Source organism: Burkholderia sp. A2 (assembly GCF_001729305.1).
In the GTDB taxonomy this organism is placed as follows: domain Bacteria; phylum Pseudomonadota; class Gammaproteobacteria; order Burkholderiales; family Burkholderiaceae; genus Burkholderia; species Burkholderia sola.
Window position 1 is genome coordinate 72,719 of sequence record NZ_LZXX01000086.1, and the last position, 18,133, is coordinate 90,851.

The window sequence follows — 18,133 nt, forward strand, 5'->3', positions numbered from 1 at the left end:
GCGCCGCCCGCGCGGCCGCTCAGTTGAAACCGGCCACCGCGTGCGGCACGTACGGGCGTTCGAGCGTGGCGATCTCGTCGTCGGTCAGCTTCAGCGCGAGCGCGCCGAGCGCATCGTCCAGTTGCTGCGGCTTCGAAATGCCGACGATCGGCGCGGTCACGCCGCGCTTTTGCGCGACCCACGCCAGCGCGACCTGCGCCCGCGGCACGTTGCGCGCGGCGGCGATCGCCGCGACGGCCTCGACGACCGCCTTGTCGGCGTCGGCCGTCGCGTCGTACAGCCGCTGGCCGACGTCGTCCTTCTGCTGCCGTTCCGATGATTCGTCCCAGTTGCGCGTCAGGCGCCCGCGTGCGAGCGGGCTCCACGGGATCACCGCGATGCGTTCGTCCTCGCACAGCGGCAGCATTTCGCGCTCCTCTTCGCGATACAGCAGGTTCAGGTGGTTCTGCATGCTGACGAAGCGGGTCCAGCCGTTCTGCTTCGACGTGTGCAGCGCCTTCGCGAACTGCCACGCGAACATCGACGACGCGCCGATATAGCGGGCCTTGCCGGCCTTCACGACGTCGTGCAGCGCCTCGAGCGTCTCCTCGATCGGCGTGCCGTAGTCCCAGCGGTGAATCTGGTAGAGATCGACGTAGTCGGTGCCGAGCCGCTTCAGGCTCTGGTCGATGTCGGTCATGATCGCCTTGCGCGACAGACCCGCGCCGTTCGGCCCGGGCCGCATCCGGTAGAACACCTTCGTCGCGATCACGACGTCGTCGCGCTTCGCGAAATCACGCAGCGCGCGACCGACGATCTCCTCGGACGTGCCGTCCGAATACATGTTCGCGGTATCGAAGAAGTTGACGCCGGCCTCGACCGCCCGCTGGATGATCGGGCGGCTTTCCGCTTCCGGCAGCGTCCACGGGTGCGTGCCGCGCAACGGCTCGCCGAACGTCATGCAGCCCAGCACCAGCTTCGACACGTCCAGCCCGGTCGACCCGAATTTCACGTATTCCATTGCACGCCTCGCCACTCAAGTTGGGGGTTGCGGCCGGATGCGCGCCGCGCATCCGCCAGACGTTGCATGGTATCCCGCACGCCGCGAACGCGTATGACCGCGCGCCGCGCGCAGGCTGCGTGAAAGGTTGAACCTCGAAGGACGAACCGGAAGGCTTCGCTTACTTGGCCTGGTCGGCGATCGGCTGCAGGAACGCGGAGAAGCCGGTCAGCATGATCTGCACGCCGATGCACAGCAGCAGGAACGCCGACACGCGCTTCGCGACCTTGGTCCCTTCGCTGCCGAGGTAGCGCGCAAGCAGCGCGGAGCGGCTGTAGACCTGCCAGATCACGAGCGCGACGAGCACGGACACGGCGATCGACACGATGCTCGACAGCATGAATTCCGACAGCTTGTGCGTGCGATTCGCATTCAGCGCGATCGCGGTCGCGATCGAGCCGGGGCCGACGGTCAGCGGCACCGTCAACGGGAAGAACGCGCGCGTCATGATCGCGTTCGCGTCGATCGGCTTGACCGGCGTGTCGCCGCCGCCCGGCCCGTCCGGTTCGTTCAGCATCTGCCAGCCGGCCACGGCAACCGCGAAGCCGCCGCCGATCCGCAGCGCTTCCATCGAGATCCCGAAGAAATGCAGCACCGGCGTGCCGGCGAAGAACGCGACAATCAGCACGACGAACGCATTGAACGCGACCTTCCGCGCGAGCAAATCCCGTTCGTGCGCGGTGAGCGCCTCGGTTCGTTCGAGAAACAGGAACGCGATGCCGATCGGATTGATGATGCCGATCAGGCCGGTAAAGCCGAACAGGATCTCGGAGACAAGGCGATTGACGATCATCGTGCGAAGCATCGGTCGGGACGGGGCCGGCAGCGCGCCGGGGGGTCACGCATTGTAGTGCAAGCGCTCGCGCCCGAGACGCAAAATGCGGCCGGCCCGGTTCCGCCGTCGATCGTCGTGGACGTTCGTCGCGCAGCCTTATTCGGCGCCCGGCTCCCACGCCGGCGGCCGCTTCGCGAAGAAGGCCGCGAAACCCTCCTTCGCTTCCGGCGTCGCCCGCACGCGGGAGATCGTCTGCGCGGTGAACGCCGCGCGTTCGTCCGACGGCGGGTACTCGCCGATTGCATCGAAAAAGCGCTTGATCTCCATCAGCGCGTGCGGGCCGTTGCGGCCCAGTTCCGCGAGCGTCCGCTCGAGCGCGTCGTCGAGCGCATCGAGCGGCACGGCCTGATGGATCAGGCCGATCGCGACGGCTTCGGCGGCCGCGAGCTGCGTCGCGGTCAACGCAAGCCGGCGCGCCTGGCGCTGGCCGACCGCCTCGACCAGATACGGGCCGATCACGGCCGGCAGAATCCCGAAGCGCGCTTCGCTCACCGAAAAGCGCGCGTGGTCGCTCGCGATCACGATGTCGCACGCCGCGCACAGGCCCACGCCGCCGCCGAACGCGTGGCCCTGCACGCGTGCGACCGTCGGTTTCGGGCATTGCCGGATCGCGCGCATCATCGCGGCGAACCGCTCGGCGTCACGCAGGTTCGCGGCCGCGTCGTTCGCGCTCGCGCGCTGCATCCACTGCAGGTCGGCGCCCGCGCAGAATGCGCGGCCATCCGAACGCAGCACGATCGCGCGTACGTCTTCGCGCCGGCCGAGCGTCGTGAATGCGTCGGTGAGTTCCGCGATCATCGTCTCGTCGAACGCGTTCAGCACGTCGCCGCGCTGCAGCGCGACGGTCGCGATGCCGCGCGCATCGACCGTGACGGCCAGGGTCTTCAATTCATCCATCGAACAGGTTTCCTCGGGTAGAACTGCATACATCGAAATCAGGCAGCCTGGCGGCGATCGATCACGCGTCGCGCCTTCCCGGTCGCGCTCGCGGGAATACCGCCGGCCGCCAGCACCGTCACGCCGGACGACACGCCGACCATCGTCTTGATCCGGTGCTGCAGCTCGCGCGCGAGTGCCGCGCGATCGCCGTCGGTGACGGACGCCGCCGCCTCGGAGCGCAGCTCGACCGCGAGGTCGAGCCGGTCCATGTGACCGTCGCGCGACAGCGTGATCTGGAACTGGCCCGACAACTGCGGCAGCGCGACGACGATCTCCTCGATCTGGCTCGGGAACACGTTCACGCCGCGCACGATCAGCATGTCGTCGGAGCGGCCGGTGATCTTCGCGAGCCGGCGCATCGCGCGCGCGGTCGGCGGCAGCAGCGCGGTGAGGTCGCGCGTGCGGTAGCGGATCACCGGCATCGCCTCCTTCGTCAGCGACGTGAACACGAGCTCGCCCTCACTGCCGTCGGGCAGCACTTCGCCGGTGACGGGATCGATGATCTCCGGATAGAAATGGTCCTCCCAGATCACCGGGCCGTCCTTCGTCTCGACGCATTCGCACGCGACGCCCGGGCCCATCACTTCCGACAGCCCGTAGATGTCGAGCGCGTCGATGCCCACGCGCGTCTCGACTTCGTTGCGCAGCGCCTGCGTCCACGGCTCGGCGCCGAAGATGCCGATCTTCAGCGACGATTCGGCCGGGTCCATCCCCTGCCGCACCATCTCGTCGATCAGGTTCAGCATGTACGACGGCGTGACGAGGATGATCTTCGGCTCGAAATCGCGAATCAGCTGCACCTGCTTCTCGGTCTGCCCGCCGGACATCGGCACGACCATGCAGCCGAGCCGCTCCGCGCCGTAGTGAATCCCGAGACCGCCGGTAAACAGGCCGTAGCCGAACGCGTTGTGCAGCGTATCGCCCGGGCGGCCGCCGGCCGCGCGGATCGAGCGCGCGGTCACGTTCGCCCACGTGTCGATGTCGCGCGCGGTGTAGCCGACCACGGTCGGCTTGCCGGTCGTGCCGCTCGACGCGTGCACGCGCACGACCTGCTCGCGCGGCACCGCGAAGAGGCCGAACGGATAGTTGTCGCGCAGGTCGCTCTTGGTCGAGAACGGGAATTTCGCGAGATCGGCGAGCGACTTCAGATCGTCCGGATGCACACCCGCCGCCTCGAACGTACGCCGATAGTGCGGGACGTTGTCGTACGCGTGGCGCAGCGACCACTTGAGGCGGTCGAGCTGCAGCGCCTGCAGTTCGTCGCGGCTGGCGGTCTCGATCGGCTCGAGGGCGGCGGCGGGATGCGTCGGGTGAGTCATCGGGGTGCTCCTCCAATGGAGTGATGTCGTTGTCGTGTTCGAAGTGACGAAGCGGTCATGACCGGAACGTGCGGCCGGCCGCATGCAGCGCGGCGAGGCGCGGCGACACGCGATAGCGGTCCTCGCCGTAGCTCGCCGCCAGGTTCGACAGCACGCGATGCACGCGGCCGATCCCGATCGCATCGGCCCACGCGAGCGGGCCGCACGGGTAGTTCACGCCCTTCTCCATCGCGAGATCGAGATCGGCCGGCGAGCACACGCCCTGGTTCACCGTGTCGGCCGCCTCGTTCGCGAGCATCGCGACGGTGCGCATCGCGACCATCCCGGGCACATCCGCGACGCCGACGACGCGAAAGCCCGCCTGCTGGAACAGGCCGACCGCGTCCGCGTAAGCGGCGTCGCTGCACTGGAGCGCGCGCGTCAGCGCGACGAGCCCGGCCTGCGCGTAATCGCGCGCGAGGTCGACGAGCACGAGATCCGCCACGCCCGTCTGGGCGGCGCGCGCGGTCGCCGTACGGCCGTCGGTCAGCGCGATCGACGCGCGGCCGGCCACGGCGAGCAGTTCGTCGGCATGCGCGTCGTGGCGCCGCGCGTTCGCGGTGCGTTCGACGAAGCGCGCATGCAGCGCGGCGGCCGGGCCGTCCTGCGCAAACAGCACGACGTCGGCCGGCGCGGTGTGCGCAGGTTCGAGATCGGGAGCGGGCGGCGGCGCGCCGTCCGCATACGAGTAGAACCCGCGCCCGGACTTGCGCCCGAGAAAGCCCGCGTTCACGAGCTCCTGCTGGATCAGCGACGGCGTGTAGCGCGGATCGTTGAAGTACGCGCGGAACACCGACTCGGTCACCGCGAAATTCACGTCGTGACCGATCAGGTCCATCAGCTCGAACGGCCCCATCCGGAACCCGCCGGCTTCGCGCATCACCGCGTCGATCGTGGCCGGCGTGCCGCCCTGCTCGTTCAGCACGCGCAGCGCCTCCGCGTAATACGGCCGCGCGACGCGGTTTACGATGAAGCCCGGCGTCGATTTCGCCATCACCGGTTGCTTGCCCCACGCGGCGGCGGTCGCATGCAGCATCTGCGCGACCTCGGGCGCGGTCGCGAGCCCGCTGACCACCTCGACGAGCGCCATCAGCGGCGCCGGGTTGAAGAAATGCAGGCCGGCGACGCGTTGCGGCACGCGCAGCCCGGCCGCGATCGACGTGATCGAGATCGACGACGTGTTGGTCGCCAGCACACATGCGTCGTCGACATGACGTTCGAGGGTCGCGAAGATCTCGCGCTTCACGTCGAGCCGTTCGGCCGCCGCCTCCACGATCAGCGCGGCGCCCGCGAACTCGGCCAGCGCGCGCACCGCGCGAATTCGGTTGCCGGCCGCGTCGGCCTGCGCCGGTTCGAGCCGGCCCTTCTCCGCGAGCCGCGCGAACTGCGCGCGGATACCGGCCAGCGCCTTGTCGCAGGCCGCTTCGTTCAGGTCGTACAGCAGCACCGGATGGCCGGCCGCGGCCGCGACCTGTGCAATGCCCGCCCCCATCGCGCCGGCGCCGATCACGCCGACGACGGCCGACGGCGCCAGCGCGCCCGAGTTCACCGAATGTGCAGAGAAAACAGCCATCGCTTGCGATCCGTCATGAAGTGGAAATGCGAGCGATTATAAACCGACCGGTCGGTATATTTATGTCAGGGCGAGCCCGAATGTGCGGTGCAAGACACCGTTACGGAAGCTGCAACGACAAAAAATCGGCAGGTCGGGGCACTTTTTGTAAACAGAAAGGTCAATGTAATGATTCGAATATGAGATAGCGACCCCCGATCGCCTGATAAAATTCGACAAATTGCCGGATTCCAGGGGAGACATGTGCCGCGCCATCACCGCCGTCCATCGCTCCCTTTTCGGGGGCGAATCGAGCCCGGCCGGCGCGTCGCCACGTGTTGCTCGTCTCGCTGTCAGCGGGCAACCGCATCGAATCGTTTCATCCCGCGACGGGCTTCGGCCCGCCCGCGCCGTCGCCGCCTCGCGGCAGCGAACCCAGGGCGGCACCGCCGCGTGCCGCCACCCATCGGTTTCATCGTCCTCGTTCGGCGGATAGTACGGCCGGGCTTCGTCAACCCGTGACGGCGCGTCGCGCGCCGCCACTCGCATAAGGAATCCCTCATGCCGCTCTCGTCCAACCAGCTCCCGCGCTGGACCCTCTGGGCCCCGCTTGCCGCGTGGCTGGTACTCGCGCTGTCGCGCGTCGTGCCGGCCGAAGGCCTCGCCATCGCGGTGTTCGCCGCCGCGCTCGCCGGCGCCGTGTTCGCCGCCGTCCACCATGCGGAAGTCGTCGCGCACCGCGTCGGCGAACCGTTCGGCACGCTGGTGCTCGCGGTCGCCGTGACCGTCATCGAGGTCGCGCTGATCGTGTCCGTGATGCTCGGCGCGGGCCCCGAGAAGTCGGGCCTCGCCCGCGACACCGTGTACGCCGCCGTGATGATCATCTGTAACGGCATCGTCGGCATCTGCCTGCTGGTCGGCGCATGGAAGCACGGCGAACAGGATTTCCAGGGGCGCGGCGCGAGCAAGGCGCTCGCGGTGCTTGCGTCGCTGTCGGTGCTGTCGCTCGTGATGCCGAACTACCTGAGCGCCGCACCGGGCCCGTTCTTCTCGAAATCGCAGCTCGCGTTCGCCGGTGTGGCGTCGCTCGTGCTGTACGGCGCGTTCGTGTTCGTGCAGACCGTGCGCCACCGCGACTACTTCCTCGCCGCGCACGACAGCGCGGACGAAGCGGTGCACGCGGCGGCGCCGAGCAACCGCACCGCGATCATCAGCATGGTGCTGCTGTTCGCGAGCCTCGTCGCCGTCGTGCTGCTCGCGAAGCTGCTGTCGCCGGCCGTCGAGCACGCAGTGCTGAAGCTCGGCGCGCCCGAAGCCGCGGTCGGTATCGTGATCGCCGCGCTCGTGCTGCTGCCGGAAGGGCTCGCCGCCGTCACCGCCGCGCGTGCGAACCGCCTGCAGACGAGCATGAACCTCGCGCTCGGTTCGGCGCTCGCGAGCATCGGGCTCACGATCCCGACCGTCGCCGCCGTATTCATCTGGGTCGGCCAGCCGCTCACGCTCGGGATCGGCGCGATGGAAACGGTCCTGCTGGCGCTCACGCTGCTGGTCAGCACGCTCACGCTGAGCCAGGGGCGCACGACGGTGCTGCATGGCGTCGTGCACGTCGCGCTGTTCGCCGCTTATCTGTTCCTGTCGTTCACGCATTGACGTCCCGATGCACGCGGCCGGGCGGATGCTCTCCGCCGGGCCGCGTGCATGCCTTCCAGTCCTTCCCCTCCTTCGCTTCGCGCCGCCGTCACCGGGCCGCAATCGCAAAATGCGTCCGGATCGACAGCGCGTCAAGTCGCGTCATCGCGCCGCGTATCGGTGTGGAATCCGTAGAGCGCAGCTGCGTTGTCGACCAGGATTGCGCGAGCCGTCGCATGGTCGGCCGCGCAATCGCGCAGCCAGCCGAGCAGGCGCGCATCGTCGGGCACCGGCGATGCATTCGGGTGCGGCCAGTTGCTGCCCCACACGCAGCGCGCCGAATGGCCGCGCGCGAGCACGGCGGCAAGACGCGCGACGTCGTCGTAGCCCGGCGCGCCGGATCGCGACGTCTCGTACGGCGCGGACAGCTTCACCCATGCGTGGCCGCGATCGAGCAGGCGTCGCAGTGCGAGGAAGGACGGCGCATCCGGTGCGACGGGCGTCAGGAATTTGCCCGTGTGATCGATCACCACGCGCGCCGGCAGCCGCGATAGCGCGGGTTCGATATCGCACAGCGTGCGACCGTCGAACTGCAGGTCGATATGCCAGTCGAGCGGCGCGATCCGCGCGGCCATCCGCTCCAGATCGCCCCATTGCGCGGTGCCGCCCGCCAGCATCATGAACCGCACGCCGCGCATGCCGGCGACATGCAGACGTTCCAGCTCGGCGTCCGGCACGTCGATCGGCAACGTCGCGACGCCACGCGCCTGCGGGCCGAACGCGGCCAATGCGTCGAGCGTGCAGCGGTTGTCGAAGCCATAGCCGGTCGGCTGCACGACGACCACACGCGTGAGGCCGAGCGCCCGCTGCATGCGCCGATATGCCTCCACCGGCGCATGGGGCGGCCGAAACGTCGCCGTCGGCGCGAGCGGATACGCATCGTCGTAGATATGGATATGGCAATCGCACGCATCCGGGAACCGCATGCTGCCCGCCCCGTCGCGCGTCATTGCAGGCCCTGGCCGACGGATGCGCTCGACCTGCGCCAGCGCGCGAGCCGCGTCGCCTGCGCGGCGTTGATCGCGCCGTTCGGCACACGTCCGTCGAGCAGCGCGGCAAGCTGGTCGACCGTCTCCAGCGCCTGATGTTCGATCGCCGGCAGCGTCAACCCGCCGATGTGCGGGGTCGCGATGACGCGCGGATGCGCGGCAAGCACGGGGGACGGCATCTGGTCCGCCGCGCGACCGACGTCGAGCGCGCAGCCGGCGAGCCGGCCGCCGTCGAGCGCGTCTGCAAGCGCCTGCTCGTCGACGAGTTCGCCGCGCGACGCATTGATGAAATACGCGCCCGGCTTCATCGCGGCGAATGCCGCCGCATCGATCAGGTTCGCGGTGGCCGGCGTGGCCGGCGCAAGACAGACGACGTAATCCGCGTCGCGCAGCAACGTTGCGGAATCGACCTGTTCAAGCGGCGGCGAGTCGACCCGCACGTAAGGATCGCTGACGAGCACGCGCATCCCGAGCGCCGTCGCGATCGGTGCGAGATGACGCGCGATCTGCCCGTAGCCGATCAGGCCGAGCGTGCTGCCGCGCAGCTCGCGTCCCATCCGGGGCACCGGCGGCGCGCCACGATGGTATGCATCCGCGTAACCGCCGATCCCGCGCGCGAGGTCGATCATCGCGCCGACGACCCACTCGGCGACGGCCGGCCCGAAGCCGGGGCTCGCCTGCGTGACCAGTACGCCGAACGCGCTCGCCGCGGCGACGTCGATCGTGCGGATGTCGACCGCGCAACGCAGGAACGCGGCGAGTGCGGGCAGCCCCGCGAACAGTTCGCGAGGCGCGGGGGTCTGCCGGTACGCGATGATCGCGTCGCATCCCCGCGCGGCGGCAATCAGTTCGTCCGTGCCGAGTTCGCGATCGTGCGGGTTGCAGGTGACGTCCGCGAGCGCGCCCAGCGCGCGCAACGCCCTGGCGCCGAAGTAGTGGTCGATCATCCCGGTCGGATGCGTGACGTAGACGCGCGTCATGCGCGACCTCCGCTCGTACCGGCCGCATCCGGCGGCGGCGCCACCGATGCGCGCTCGACGAGCGTCACGTCAGCGAACACGCATTGCCCGGGGGCGGACGGCACGTCGCCCTCCTGCCGCATCACGCGCCGCACCATCTCGCCGGCCATTTCAGTGACCGGCAGTTGCACCGTGGTCAGCGCCGGGCACGAGATCGCCGCCAGGAAATGACCGTCCATCCCGATGACGGACACATCGTCCGGCACCCGCAGCCCGCCGTCGCGCAGCCCGGCCATCAGGCCGAGCGCGAACAGGTCGTTGACCGCGACGATGCCGGTCGGCCGCGCCGGATCGGCCGCGAGCTCGACGCCGAGCGCACGCCCGACGTCGACGATCACCGAGTCGCCGTATTCGTTCGCGGGGCCGCCGTCGAGCACGCGGGCCTGCGTGGCGCCGCCCGCCTCGCTCGCCACGGCGAGAAACCCGCGGATCTTGTCGCTGCGGCTCACGGTGATGCCGGCCACGGTCGCGAACGCGAGCCGCGTATGGCCCGCATCGACGAGGCGGCGCGTCGCGAGCCGCGCGGCCGCCTCGTTGTCGGCCGTCACGTGATCGACCTTCGATTGCTCGCCGGGCGTCGCGCGACGGTCGTAGCTGACGACCGTCATCCCGCGTTCGGCCGCGCGCTCGAGGTGGCTTTCGTCGGCGAGCGACGAGATCACGATCACGCGCCGCACGCCATGCGCGTAGAGATCGTCGAAGAACGACGCCTCCTTTCGCGCATCGCGGTACGTGTTGCCGATCAGCACGCGATGACCATACCGTTCCTGCGCGCAGGCCTCGACCTCACGTGCGATGTAGCCGTACATCGGGTTCGCCATCGACGGCACCAGCAGCCCGACGAGCGGCGTCTGCCCCGTCTTGAGCTGGCGCGCGAGCGTGCTCGGCCGGTACTGCAGCGCATCCATCGCCGCCTTCACGCGTTCGAGCGTTTCCGGCTTCATCTGGTCGGTGCGTCCGTTGAGCACGTTCGAAACCGTGCTGACCGAAACGGCCGCATGACGGGCCACGTCCTGAATCGTACTCATGTCGTCTTGCATGGAACGGGCTACAGGCCGAAATGGGCCGGCAGCCACAACGAAAACGCCGGTGCGAAGATCAGCGCCACGAGGGCAGCGAACAGCACCAGCAGATATTTCACCATCGGCCGGGCCACGCGCCCGACCTCGGTGCCCGTGATCGCGCACGTCGTGAACAGCCCGAGCCCGACCGGCGGCGCGAACAGCCCGAACCCCATCGCCACCACCACGACCGTGCCGAAATGCAGCGGATGGATGCCGAGCTGCAGCGCGATCGGCGCGAGCAGCGGCCCGAAGATGATCAGCGCGGGCGCGCCTTCGAGCACGGCGCCGAACACGATCATCAGCAGCGCCGACAGCAGCAGGAACATCGTCGCGCCGTACTGATGGGCAAACGCCGTCATTGTGCCCGAGACGAGGGCTGGAATCTGCTCGATCGACAGCGCGAACGACACGCTCGACGCCGCGGCCACGATGAACAGGATGCCGCTCGCCATCGACGCGGCGCGCACGAATACGCGGCCGACCGAGCGCCACGTCAGTTCGCGGAACGCGAGCCAGCCCACGACGAGTGCATAGACCACCGCGAACGCGGACACTTCGGTCGACGTCGCGATCCCCGACGTCACGCCCTTGCCGATCATCGCGACCATGACCAGCGCGACGAGCGCGCCGCCCGCGAGCGGCAGCCACGCGCGACGCTCGCCGAATACCTCGGCCACGTCGATCTTGCGCCCGGTGACCACCGTCACGACCGCGAGCGACGCGGCGAGCACGGCCGCCGGCACGATCCCCGCGACGAACAGCCCGGCGATCGAGATGTTCGCGACGAAGCCCATGATGATCATGTTCACGCACGGCGGAATCGTCTCGGCCATCACCGCGCTGCACGCGAGCAGCGCGGCGGTTTCGTTCGGGTCCTGCCGCGCGCGGCGCACGGCCGGCATCACGACGCCGCCCACCGCCGCGATATCGGCCAGTTTCGAGCCCGACACGCCGGAAAAGCAGGCCGTCGCGAAGATCACGATCAGGCCGAGCCCGCCCCGCACGCGTCCGAACATCCGCAGCAGCAGTTCGACGAGCCGCGCCGACATCCCGTTGGACTCCATCAGCAGCCCCGCCAGCACGAAGAACGGTACCGCGAGCAGGACGAAGTGATCGGCCCCGGCCATCACCTGTTGCGAGTAGACGAGCAGCGGCAGCGTCGGATCCGCGAGGAAATACAGCAGCGCCGAAAACGCCAGCACGAACCCGATCGGCACGCCGAGCACCAGCCCGCCGACGAAGCCCGCGACGAGCAGCGTGCCGGGCGCGACCGCATGCGCGGGCCACAGCGCGTTCCAGCCGTATATGGCGGCCGCGAGCGCCGCACAGCACGCGAACGTGCGGATCACCCGGCGGCGCGGCGCGTTCAGCGCATTGGCGAGCGCGAATACCGTCATGAACAGTGCGCCGAACATCATCGGATACCCGTTGATCCAGCCCGGCAAGCCGCCCGTCGTCATCTGGTCGTACGAATCCGCGAGCAACTGGCATGACGACACCAGCAGGTTCAGCGCAACGGCCGCCACGATCCAGTGGCCGACCTGGATCAACGCGCCCTGCCAGCGTGCCGGCAGCAGGCCGCGAAACACGTCGATGCCGACATGCTGGCTGCGCCCGAGCACCGTCGCCGCGCCGAAGAACACCAGCACGATCATCAGCGCGCTCGCCACTTCCTCGGCCCAGTCGACCGGGTCGTGCAGGAAATAGCGGAACACGACCGACACGAACACGACGAGCACGTCGACGGCGAGCACCGCGGCCGACAGGATCTCGATCCCGCGCAGCACCGCATCCAGCACGCGGGCGGCGCGATGCGCCGGCCGGCCTGCGGCGGGCGCCGGCGCGGCGCCCGAGACGGAATGCATGTCCATCGCTCAACCCCGCGCGGCGGCGATCGCCGGAAAGAGCGGCGCGGTGGCCGGATACTGCTTCGCGAACGCCACATACAGGCGGTCGTGCATCGTCTGCCGCAGCGCCGCGCGCTCGCCATCGGCCAGCGGGTGAAACGACATGCCGCGCTGCTTCAGCGCCTGCTCCGCCTGCGCGGCCTTCTGCGCGGCAATCGCGCGCTGCTGCACGGTTGCGTCGGCCACCGCGCGGTCGAAAGCCGGCCGCAGATTGGCCGGAATCCGGTCGAGCGCACGCCGCCCCATCACGACGGTCATCGCCGCGAACACGTGTTGCGATTGCCAGCACGACTTCACGATCTCGTCGAAGCGACTCGCGAGCACCGTGGCGGGATCGTGTTCGAGACCGTCGACGACGCCCGTCTGCACGGCCATGTACAGCTCGCCGAACGGGATCGGCGTCGGCACCGCGCCCATCGCCTTGAAGGTATCCATGAACGCGGGCGTCGGCAGCACGCGCAGCTTCGTCCCCTTCAGCCCGGGCAGCGCCGTCACCGGCTGCTTCGTAAACACGGAGCGCCCGCCGAAATGCGAGCCCCAGGTCAGCACCGAGCATCCCGCGCGCTTTTGCAGCAGCGCGTTCAGGCTCGTGCCGACCGGGCCGTCGAGCGCCTTCGCGACATGCGCGTAGCTGTCGAACAGGTAGCCGAGATCGAGCATCCCGAGCTCCGGTGCGATCGTGGCCCAGATCGACGAACCCGCGATCATCATGTCGATCGCGCCGATCTTGACCTGCTGCACGACATCGCTTTCCTTGCCGAGCTGGCTGTTCGGAAAGTAGTCGACCCGAATCGCATCGCCCACGCTCGCCTTCAGGTTCGCCGCGAGACGCTGGTACCACACGTAGTGCGCGGCGTTCTGGTCGGCCGGCATCGACGACGAGCAGCGCAGCGTGACGACCGGCTGCTGCGCGCGCACGGCTTCCGGCAAGCCGCCAGCGGTCGCGAGCGTAGCGGCGGACAGCGTCTGCAGAAAGCGCCGCCGGGTATAGGTACTCATGAGCCGTCTCCTTTGCGAGTGCGTCTCGCGACGCAACTGTATCGATTTAGTGTATCGATACAGTAATACGACGACCGATGAGAGAAAAATGAGGGTTTCCCCTGTCCAGGATGAAATGACGAGGAGTACGTGGATTTGTTTCTCGCCAGATCCGGATGAAAAATCACTGTTTCTCACGTGTTTCAGCCGTCGGCGAGACGACCGACACCGACGGGCCGAATCATCAGACGACAGACTTTTCGGCGCGCAAGGACGCTCCGCTCATGCAGGCAAGCGCCGCTAAACGCCCGCGTCGTCCGGGCTGCCGGTCAGAAACCGCTCGACCATCGCGTTGAACACCGGCAGCGCCGGATTGTCGTTGTCCGCGCGCCATGCGAGATACAACTCGGCCGCCACGTTCGCGCCCGCCAGCGGCCGGAACACCACGCCGTCCACATGAAGCTCGCGCGCCGACGCGGGCACCAGCGCCGCGCCGAGCCCCGCGCGCACGAGGCCGAGGATCGTATGCGTCTGGCCGACGTAGTGCAGGTAGTTCGGCAGCCGCCCGGCGCCTGCGAACATCCCGGAGATCATGTCGTGGAAATACTTGCCCTCGTTCGGCGAATACGCGATGAACGGCTGCCGGTCGAGCTCGTCGGGGCCGATCTGCGCGTAGGCCGCGAGCGGCGCGCCTTCCGCGACCGCGACGAGCATCGGTTCGCGCTGCACGAGCCGGTATTCGAGCGGCTGGCGCGCGGCGCGCTGGCGGACGAAACCCGCGTCGAGCATCCGCGACGCGAGCGCGTCGATCTGCACGGTCGACACCATTTCGCGCAGTTCGACGTCGACGTCCGGCAACGCATGCGCGGCATGCGCGAGCAGCACCGGGATCATCCGGTACGCACTGACGGCCGTGAAACCGAGCGTGATGCGCCCGGCCCCGCCGTGCGCGACGCGCTGCGCGGCCTGCTCGGCGCGCGCGGAGAATTCGAGGATGTGCCGCGCGTCGCGCAGGAACCGTTCGCCGGCCGCGGTCAGGCTGACCTGCCGGCTGCTGCGCTCGAGCAGCGCGATGCCGAGCGCATGCTCGAGCAACTGGATTTGCCGGCTGAGCGGCGGCTGGGTCATGAAGAGCCGCCTGGCCGCTCGGCCGAAATGCAGTTCCTCGGCAACCGCGACGAAGCAGCGAAGCTGGTGCAGTTCAATCATTCAAATCTTGAATCAATTGATAGTATTTTGATGTTAGACCGATATCGATGCGATTTCTATACTCGGTTCCACCGGATGCGCGGCCCACGTCGCGCACGACGACCGAGACCTTCATGACCATCGATATCCTGCTGACGCAGCCGCTCCCCGACACCATCGACGCCGAACTGTCCGCCCGTTACACCGTGCATCGACTGTATGCGGCCGAGGAGCCGGACGCGCTGCTCGATCGCGTGGCGCCGCGCATTCGCGGCGTCGTGACCGGCGGCGCGAACGGCCTGTCCGCCGCGCTGATGGACCGGCTCGCCGCGCTCGAGATCATCGCGATCAGCGGCATCGGCACCGACGCGGTCGATCTCGACCGCGCGCGGGCGCGCGGCATCCACGTGACGACCACCCCCGACGTGCTGACCGACGACGTCGCCGACATGGCGCTGGGGCTGATCCTGATGACGCTGCGCGACCTCGGCGCCGGCGAGCGGATCGTGCGCGCCGGCCGCTGGGGCAAGACGGCCCAGCCGCTCGCGACGCAGGTCACGGGCAAGCGGCTCGGCATCGTCGGACTCGGCCGCGTCGGGCGCGCGATCGCGCGGCGCGCGCAGGCGTTCCGGATGCCCGTCAGTTACTTCGGCCCGCGCGAGCATCGCGACAGCGGCTATCGCTTCGTGCCCGACCTCGCCGCGCTCGCGCGCGACAGCGACGTGCTCGTGATCGCGGCCTCGGCCGATCACGGCAATGTGCTGGTGACGGCCGACGTGCTCGCCGCGCTCGGCCCGAAAGGATTCCTGATCAATGTCGCGCGCGGCAAGCTGATCGACGAAGCCGCGCTCGTGCGCGCGCTGTCCGACGGCACGATCGCCGGCGCCGGGCTCGACGTGTTCGCGAACGAACCGCACGTGCCGGCCGCGCTGCTCGAACTCGATCGCGTCGTCGTGCAGCCGCACCGCGCGAGCGCCACGCATGAGACGCGGGAGCAAATGGGGCGCATCGTGCTCGCGAACCTCGCCGCGTGCTTCGCGGGCCAGCGCCCGCCGACCAGCGTCACGCGCTGAGCGTGGCGCCAGTCTTCCGTTACAACACCGGATGCCTCCGCACGACGGGGGCCAGGAGACACGCATGTCCAATCGATCCAGCGGCGCTGCGCTCGCCGCATCGCCCGCCGCGTCGCGCACGATCGGCCGCGTCCGTTATGCGGTCCTCGCGCTGATTTTCGCGGTCACCGTCATCAATTATGCGGACCGCGCGACGATGTCGATCGCCGGCACCGGCGTCGCGCACGACCTCGGACTCACGCCCGTCCAACTCGGCATCGTCTTTTCGGCGTTCGCGTGGGCCTATGCGATCGGCCAGGTTCCGGGCGGCTGGCTGCTCGATCGCTTCGGCGCGCGGCGCGTGTACGGTCTGAGCCTGCTGCTGTGGTCGATATTCACGATGTTGCAAGGCACGGTCGGCGGGTTCGCCGTGCACGGCGCGGCCGCGACGCTCGCGCTGTTCGTGATGCGCTTCATGCTCGGTCTCGTCGAGTCGCCGGCGTTTCCGGCCAATTCGCGGATCGTCGCCTGCTGGTTCCCGACGGCCGAACGCGGCACCGCATCCGCGCTGTTCAATTCCGCGCAATACATGGCCGTCGTGCTGTTCACGCCGGCGATGGCGTGGCTCACGCATGCGCTCGGCTGGGAACACGTATTCCTGTGGATGGGGCTGCTCGGCATCGCGCTCGCCGCGCTGTGGTTCGCGTGGTATCGCGAGCCGCATGGCCACCCGCGCATGACCGACGCGGAGCGCGACTACCTGCGCGCCCACGGCGCACTCGTCGATCTTGAAGCGAACCGCATGCGCGAACGGCCGCGCGCGTCGTGGCGCGACGTGTCGCAACTGTTCCGCCACCGGAACCTGTGGGCGATCTACATCGGCCAGTACTGCATCACGGCCCTCACCTACTTCTTCATCACGTGGTTCCCGATCTATCTGATCAAGGGGCGCGGGATGACCATCATGGAAGCCGGCTGGGTCGCCGCGCTGCCGGCGATCTGCGGCTTCACGGGCGGCGTGCTCGGCGGCCTGCTGTCGGACTGGCTGATCCGGCGCGGCATGCATCCGTCACGGGCGCGCAAGACGCCGTTCGTCGCGGGGATGGCGATGGCGACGCTGCTCGTGCTCGCGAACGGCGCATCGTCGAACGCGGTCGTGATCGCGCTGATGACGATCGCGTTCTTCGGCAAGGGACTCGCGGCGGTCGGCTGGGCCGTGCTCGCCGACACGGCGCCGGAAGGCATGGTCGGGCTGAGCGGCGGCGTCTTCAACGGTCTCGGCAATATCGCCGGGATCGTCACGCCGCTCGTGATCGGCTACTTCGTCGCCAGCACGGGTTCGTTCGCCGGCGCGTTATGGTTCGTCGCCGCGCACGGGCTCATCGGCATTGCCGCGTACACGTGGCTCGCGGGCCGCTTCGAGCGGATCCGCATCGCGCCGGCCGCATGAACGCCGCGGCCGTGCGCCGGCGCACCGTTACGCGCGCTGGCGGCCGGCTGGCGCGTGCTCGGTCGTCAGCCGGTCGAGTTCGCGCAGATCGTTCTCCAGCGCGGGCGTGAGCGTCGTGCGCAGGTGATCGAGGAAGGTGCGGATCTTCGCATCGAGATAACGGCGCGTCGCGTAGACGGCATAGACGCTCACCGTCTGCAGCCGGTATTCGGGCAGCACGCGGATCAGCCGCCCTTCGCGGATATCGTCGAGCACCGTATACAGCGCCACGCACGCGATCCCGCGTCCGGCACGCACCGCGACGCACAGCGCATCCGGCACGTTGACCTGGAACGGCGCCGGCTGCAGCGCGTAGACGGTCTCCTCGCCGTCGCTGCGTTCGAGCCGCCATTCGCCGGCCGGCGACGCGGGCGTGTCGAGGCGCAGACACACGTGGTTCGGCAGCTCGTCCGGCGTCTGCGGCGTGCCATGTCGCGCCAGGTATTCGCGCGACGCGACCAGCACGCTGCAACTCGTGCCGCAGGTCTGCGCGACATACCCGGAATCGGGCAACTGCGACGCGGTCACGATCGACACGTCATAGCCCTCTTCGACCAGATTCGGCATCCGCTGCGCGAGCGTCAGCTCGACCGACACGTCGGGGTTGTCCGCCTGGTAGCGCACGATCGACGACACGACATGACTCTGCCCGAGCCCCGTCATCGCATGGATGCGCATCTTGCCGCTCGGCCGCAGCAGCGCGTTGCGCGCCTCCGCGTTCGCGTAGTCGAGTTCCGCGAGGATCGATTTCGCGCGCTCGAAATAGCGCTCGCCGCTTTCGGTCAGGCCGAGGTGGCGGGTCGTGCGATGCAGCAGGCGCGTCTGTACGTGGGCTTCGAGGTTCGAGACCGCGCGCGATACCTGCGCGGTGGTCGCGTCGATTTCCTTCGCGACCGCAGTAAAACTGCCGGCTTCGACAACGCGCACGAACAGGCGCATGTTTTCGAGCATGTCCATTGAATTGGCTTGGGAAGAGTCAGTGGGGAGGCGTCGGCGGTGCTCGCGTCAGAGGGGCAACGGAACGCGGCCGCGAAC

15 protein-coding genes are annotated in these 18,133 nt (G+C 68.8%); 3 read left to right on the forward strand and 12 right to left on the reverse strand.

Annotated features, from left to right (window positions below):
- Positions 1–19: 19 nt before the first annotated feature.
- The 5 genes from A9Z05_RS09950 to A9Z05_RS09970 all read right to left on the reverse strand — a co-directional run bounded on the left by A9Z05_RS09950 (position 20) and on the right by A9Z05_RS09970 (position 5,744).
- Positions 20–1,000, reverse strand: coding sequence for an aldo/keto reductase (locus tag A9Z05_RS09950; protein ID WP_069617936.1), 981 nt, complete (start codon positions 998–1,000; stop codon positions 20–22).
- A gap of 160 nt (positions 1,001–1,160) precedes the next feature.
- Positions 1,161–1,832 (reverse strand): MarC family protein, encoded by a 672-nt coding sequence (locus A9Z05_RS09955; protein ID WP_069617937.1) that lies wholly within the window; start codon positions 1,830–1,832, stop codon positions 1,161–1,163.
- A gap of 138 nt (positions 1,833–1,970) precedes the next feature.
- Positions 1,971–2,771 carry an enoyl-CoA hydratase-related protein gene (locus tag A9Z05_RS09960; RefSeq protein ID WP_069617938.1) on the reverse strand — a complete coding sequence of 267 codons (801 nt, stop codon included), beginning with the start codon at positions 2,769–2,771 and terminating at the stop codon, positions 1,971–1,973.
- Positions 2,772–2,809: 38 nt separating this feature from the next.
- Entirely contained in the window at positions 2,810–4,132 is a 1,323-nt protein-coding gene (gene paaK, locus A9Z05_RS09965) for a phenylacetate--CoA ligase PaaK (RefSeq protein WP_069617939.1), read from the reverse strand.
- 55 nt (positions 4,133–4,187) lie between these two features.
- Entirely contained in the window at positions 4,188–5,744 is a 1,557-nt protein-coding gene (locus A9Z05_RS09970; RefSeq protein ID WP_069617940.1) for a 3-hydroxyacyl-CoA dehydrogenase, read from the reverse strand.
- A 540-nt stretch (positions 5,745–6,284) separates the two neighbouring features.
- Here A9Z05_RS09970 and A9Z05_RS09975 point away from each other — a divergent pair.
- Positions 6,285–7,373 (forward strand): calcium:proton antiporter, encoded by a 1,089-nt coding sequence (locus A9Z05_RS09975; protein ID WP_069617941.1) that lies wholly within the window; start codon positions 6,285–6,287, stop codon positions 7,371–7,373.
- A gap of 131 nt (positions 7,374–7,504) precedes the next feature.
- On the opposite strand, the gene A9Z05_RS09980 is transcribed toward A9Z05_RS09975, so the two are convergent.
- The 6 genes from A9Z05_RS09980 to A9Z05_RS10005 all read right to left on the reverse strand — a co-directional run bounded on the left by A9Z05_RS09980 (position 7,505) and on the right by A9Z05_RS10005 (position 14,578).
- On the reverse strand, positions 7,505–8,362 hold the full coding sequence (locus A9Z05_RS09980; protein WP_069617942.1) for an amidohydrolase: 858 nt from the start codon (positions 8,360–8,362) through the stop codon (positions 7,505–7,507).
- A complete protein-coding gene (locus tag A9Z05_RS09985) occupies positions 8,359–9,381 on the reverse strand; it encodes a hydroxyacid dehydrogenase (RefSeq protein ID WP_069617943.1) in 1,023 nt (340 codons plus the stop codon). The genes A9Z05_RS09980 and A9Z05_RS09985 overlap by 4 nt, the downstream gene beginning before the upstream one ends.
- Positions 9,378–10,460 (reverse strand): LacI family DNA-binding transcriptional regulator, encoded by a 1,083-nt coding sequence (locus A9Z05_RS09990; RefSeq protein WP_069617944.1) that lies wholly within the window; start codon positions 10,458–10,460, stop codon positions 9,378–9,380. The genes A9Z05_RS09985 and A9Z05_RS09990 overlap by 4 nt, the downstream gene beginning before the upstream one ends.
- Before the next feature lie 8 nt (positions 10,461–10,468).
- Complete coding sequence (locus tag A9Z05_RS09995) at positions 10,469–12,355, reverse strand: TRAP transporter large permease subunit (protein ID WP_084044180.1); 1,887 nt, start codon at positions 12,353–12,355, stop codon at positions 10,469–10,471.
- A gap of 3 nt (positions 12,356–12,358) precedes the next feature.
- On the reverse strand, positions 12,359–13,390 hold the full coding sequence (locus A9Z05_RS10000) for a TRAP transporter substrate-binding protein (protein WP_069617945.1): 1,032 nt from the start codon (positions 13,388–13,390) through the stop codon (positions 12,359–12,361).
- A gap of 279 nt (positions 13,391–13,669) precedes the next feature.
- Complete coding sequence (locus tag A9Z05_RS10005; protein WP_069617946.1) at positions 13,670–14,578, reverse strand: LysR substrate-binding domain-containing protein; 909 nt, start codon at positions 14,576–14,578, stop codon at positions 13,670–13,672.
- 113 nt (positions 14,579–14,691) lie between these two features.
- On the opposite strand from A9Z05_RS10005, the gene A9Z05_RS10010 reads away from it, so the two are divergent.
- Positions 14,692–15,630, forward strand: coding sequence for a 2-hydroxyacid dehydrogenase (locus A9Z05_RS10010; RefSeq protein WP_069617947.1), 939 nt, complete (start codon positions 14,692–14,694; stop codon positions 15,628–15,630).
- Positions 15,631–15,694: 64 nt separating this feature from the next.
- Positions 15,695–17,059, forward strand: a complete 1,365-nt coding sequence (locus tag A9Z05_RS10015; protein ID WP_069617948.1) for an MFS transporter — start codon at positions 15,695–15,697, stop codon at positions 17,057–17,059.
- 27 nt (positions 17,060–17,086) lie between these two features.
- On the opposite strand, the gene A9Z05_RS10020 is transcribed toward A9Z05_RS10015, so the two are convergent.
- A complete protein-coding gene (locus A9Z05_RS10020) occupies positions 17,087–18,055 on the reverse strand; it encodes a LysR family transcriptional regulator (protein ID WP_050012775.1) in 969 nt (322 codons plus the stop codon).
- Positions 18,056–18,133: the final 78 nt, after the last annotated feature.

What these genes read in the sequence shown, in the direction of transcription:
- A9Z05_RS09950 (WP_069617936.1), bottom strand. Translation starts at nt 1,000, where the DNA reads ATGGAATACGTGAAATTCGGGTCGACCGGGCTGGACGTGTCGAAGCTG.
- A9Z05_RS09955 (WP_069617937.1), bottom strand. Translation starts at nt 1,832, where the DNA reads ATGATCGTCAATCGCCTTGTCTCCGAGATCCTGTTCGGCTTTACCGGC.
- A9Z05_RS09960 (WP_069617938.1), bottom strand. Translation starts at nt 2,771, where the DNA reads ATGGATGAATTGAAGACCCTGGCCGTCACGGTCGATGCGCGCGGCATC.
- paaK (WP_069617939.1), bottom strand. Translation starts at nt 4,132, where the DNA reads ATGACTCACCCGACGCATCCCGCCGCCGCCCTCGAGCCGATCGAGACC.
- A9Z05_RS09970 (WP_069617940.1), bottom strand. Translation starts at nt 5,744, where the DNA reads ATGGCTGTTTTCTCTGCACATTCGGTGAACTCGGGCGCGCTGGCGCCG.
- A9Z05_RS09975 (WP_069617941.1), top strand. Translation starts at nt 6,285, where the DNA reads ATGCCGCTCTCGTCCAACCAGCTCCCGCGCTGGACCCTCTGGGCCCCG.
- A9Z05_RS09980 (WP_069617942.1), bottom strand. Translation starts at nt 8,362, where the DNA reads ATGACGCGCGACGGGGCGGGCAGCATGCGGTTCCCGGATGCGTGCGAT.
- A9Z05_RS09985 (WP_069617943.1), bottom strand. Translation starts at nt 9,381, where the DNA reads ATGACGCGCGTCTACGTCACGCATCCGACCGGGATGATCGACCACTAC.
- A9Z05_RS09990 (WP_069617944.1), bottom strand. Translation starts at nt 10,460, where the DNA reads ATGCAAGACGACATGAGTACGATTCAGGACGTGGCCCGTCATGCGGCC.
- A9Z05_RS09995 (WP_084044180.1), bottom strand. Translation starts at nt 12,355, where the DNA reads ATGGACATGCATTCCGTCTCGGGCGCCGCGCCGGCGCCCGCCGCAGGC.
- A9Z05_RS10000 (WP_069617945.1), bottom strand. Translation starts at nt 13,390, where the DNA reads ATGAGTACCTATACCCGGCGGCGCTTTCTGCAGACGCTGTCCGCCGCT.
- A9Z05_RS10005 (WP_069617946.1), bottom strand. Translation starts at nt 14,578, where the DNA reads ATGATTGAACTGCACCAGCTTCGCTGCTTCGTCGCGGTTGCCGAGGAA.
- A9Z05_RS10010 (WP_069617947.1), top strand. Translation starts at nt 14,692, where the DNA reads ATGACCATCGATATCCTGCTGACGCAGCCGCTCCCCGACACCATCGAC.
- A9Z05_RS10015 (WP_069617948.1), top strand. Translation starts at nt 15,695, where the DNA reads ATGTCCAATCGATCCAGCGGCGCTGCGCTCGCCGCATCGCCCGCCGCG.
- A9Z05_RS10020 (WP_050012775.1), bottom strand. Translation starts at nt 18,055, where the DNA reads ATGGACATGCTCGAAAACATGCGCCTGTTCGTGCGCGTTGTCGAAGCC.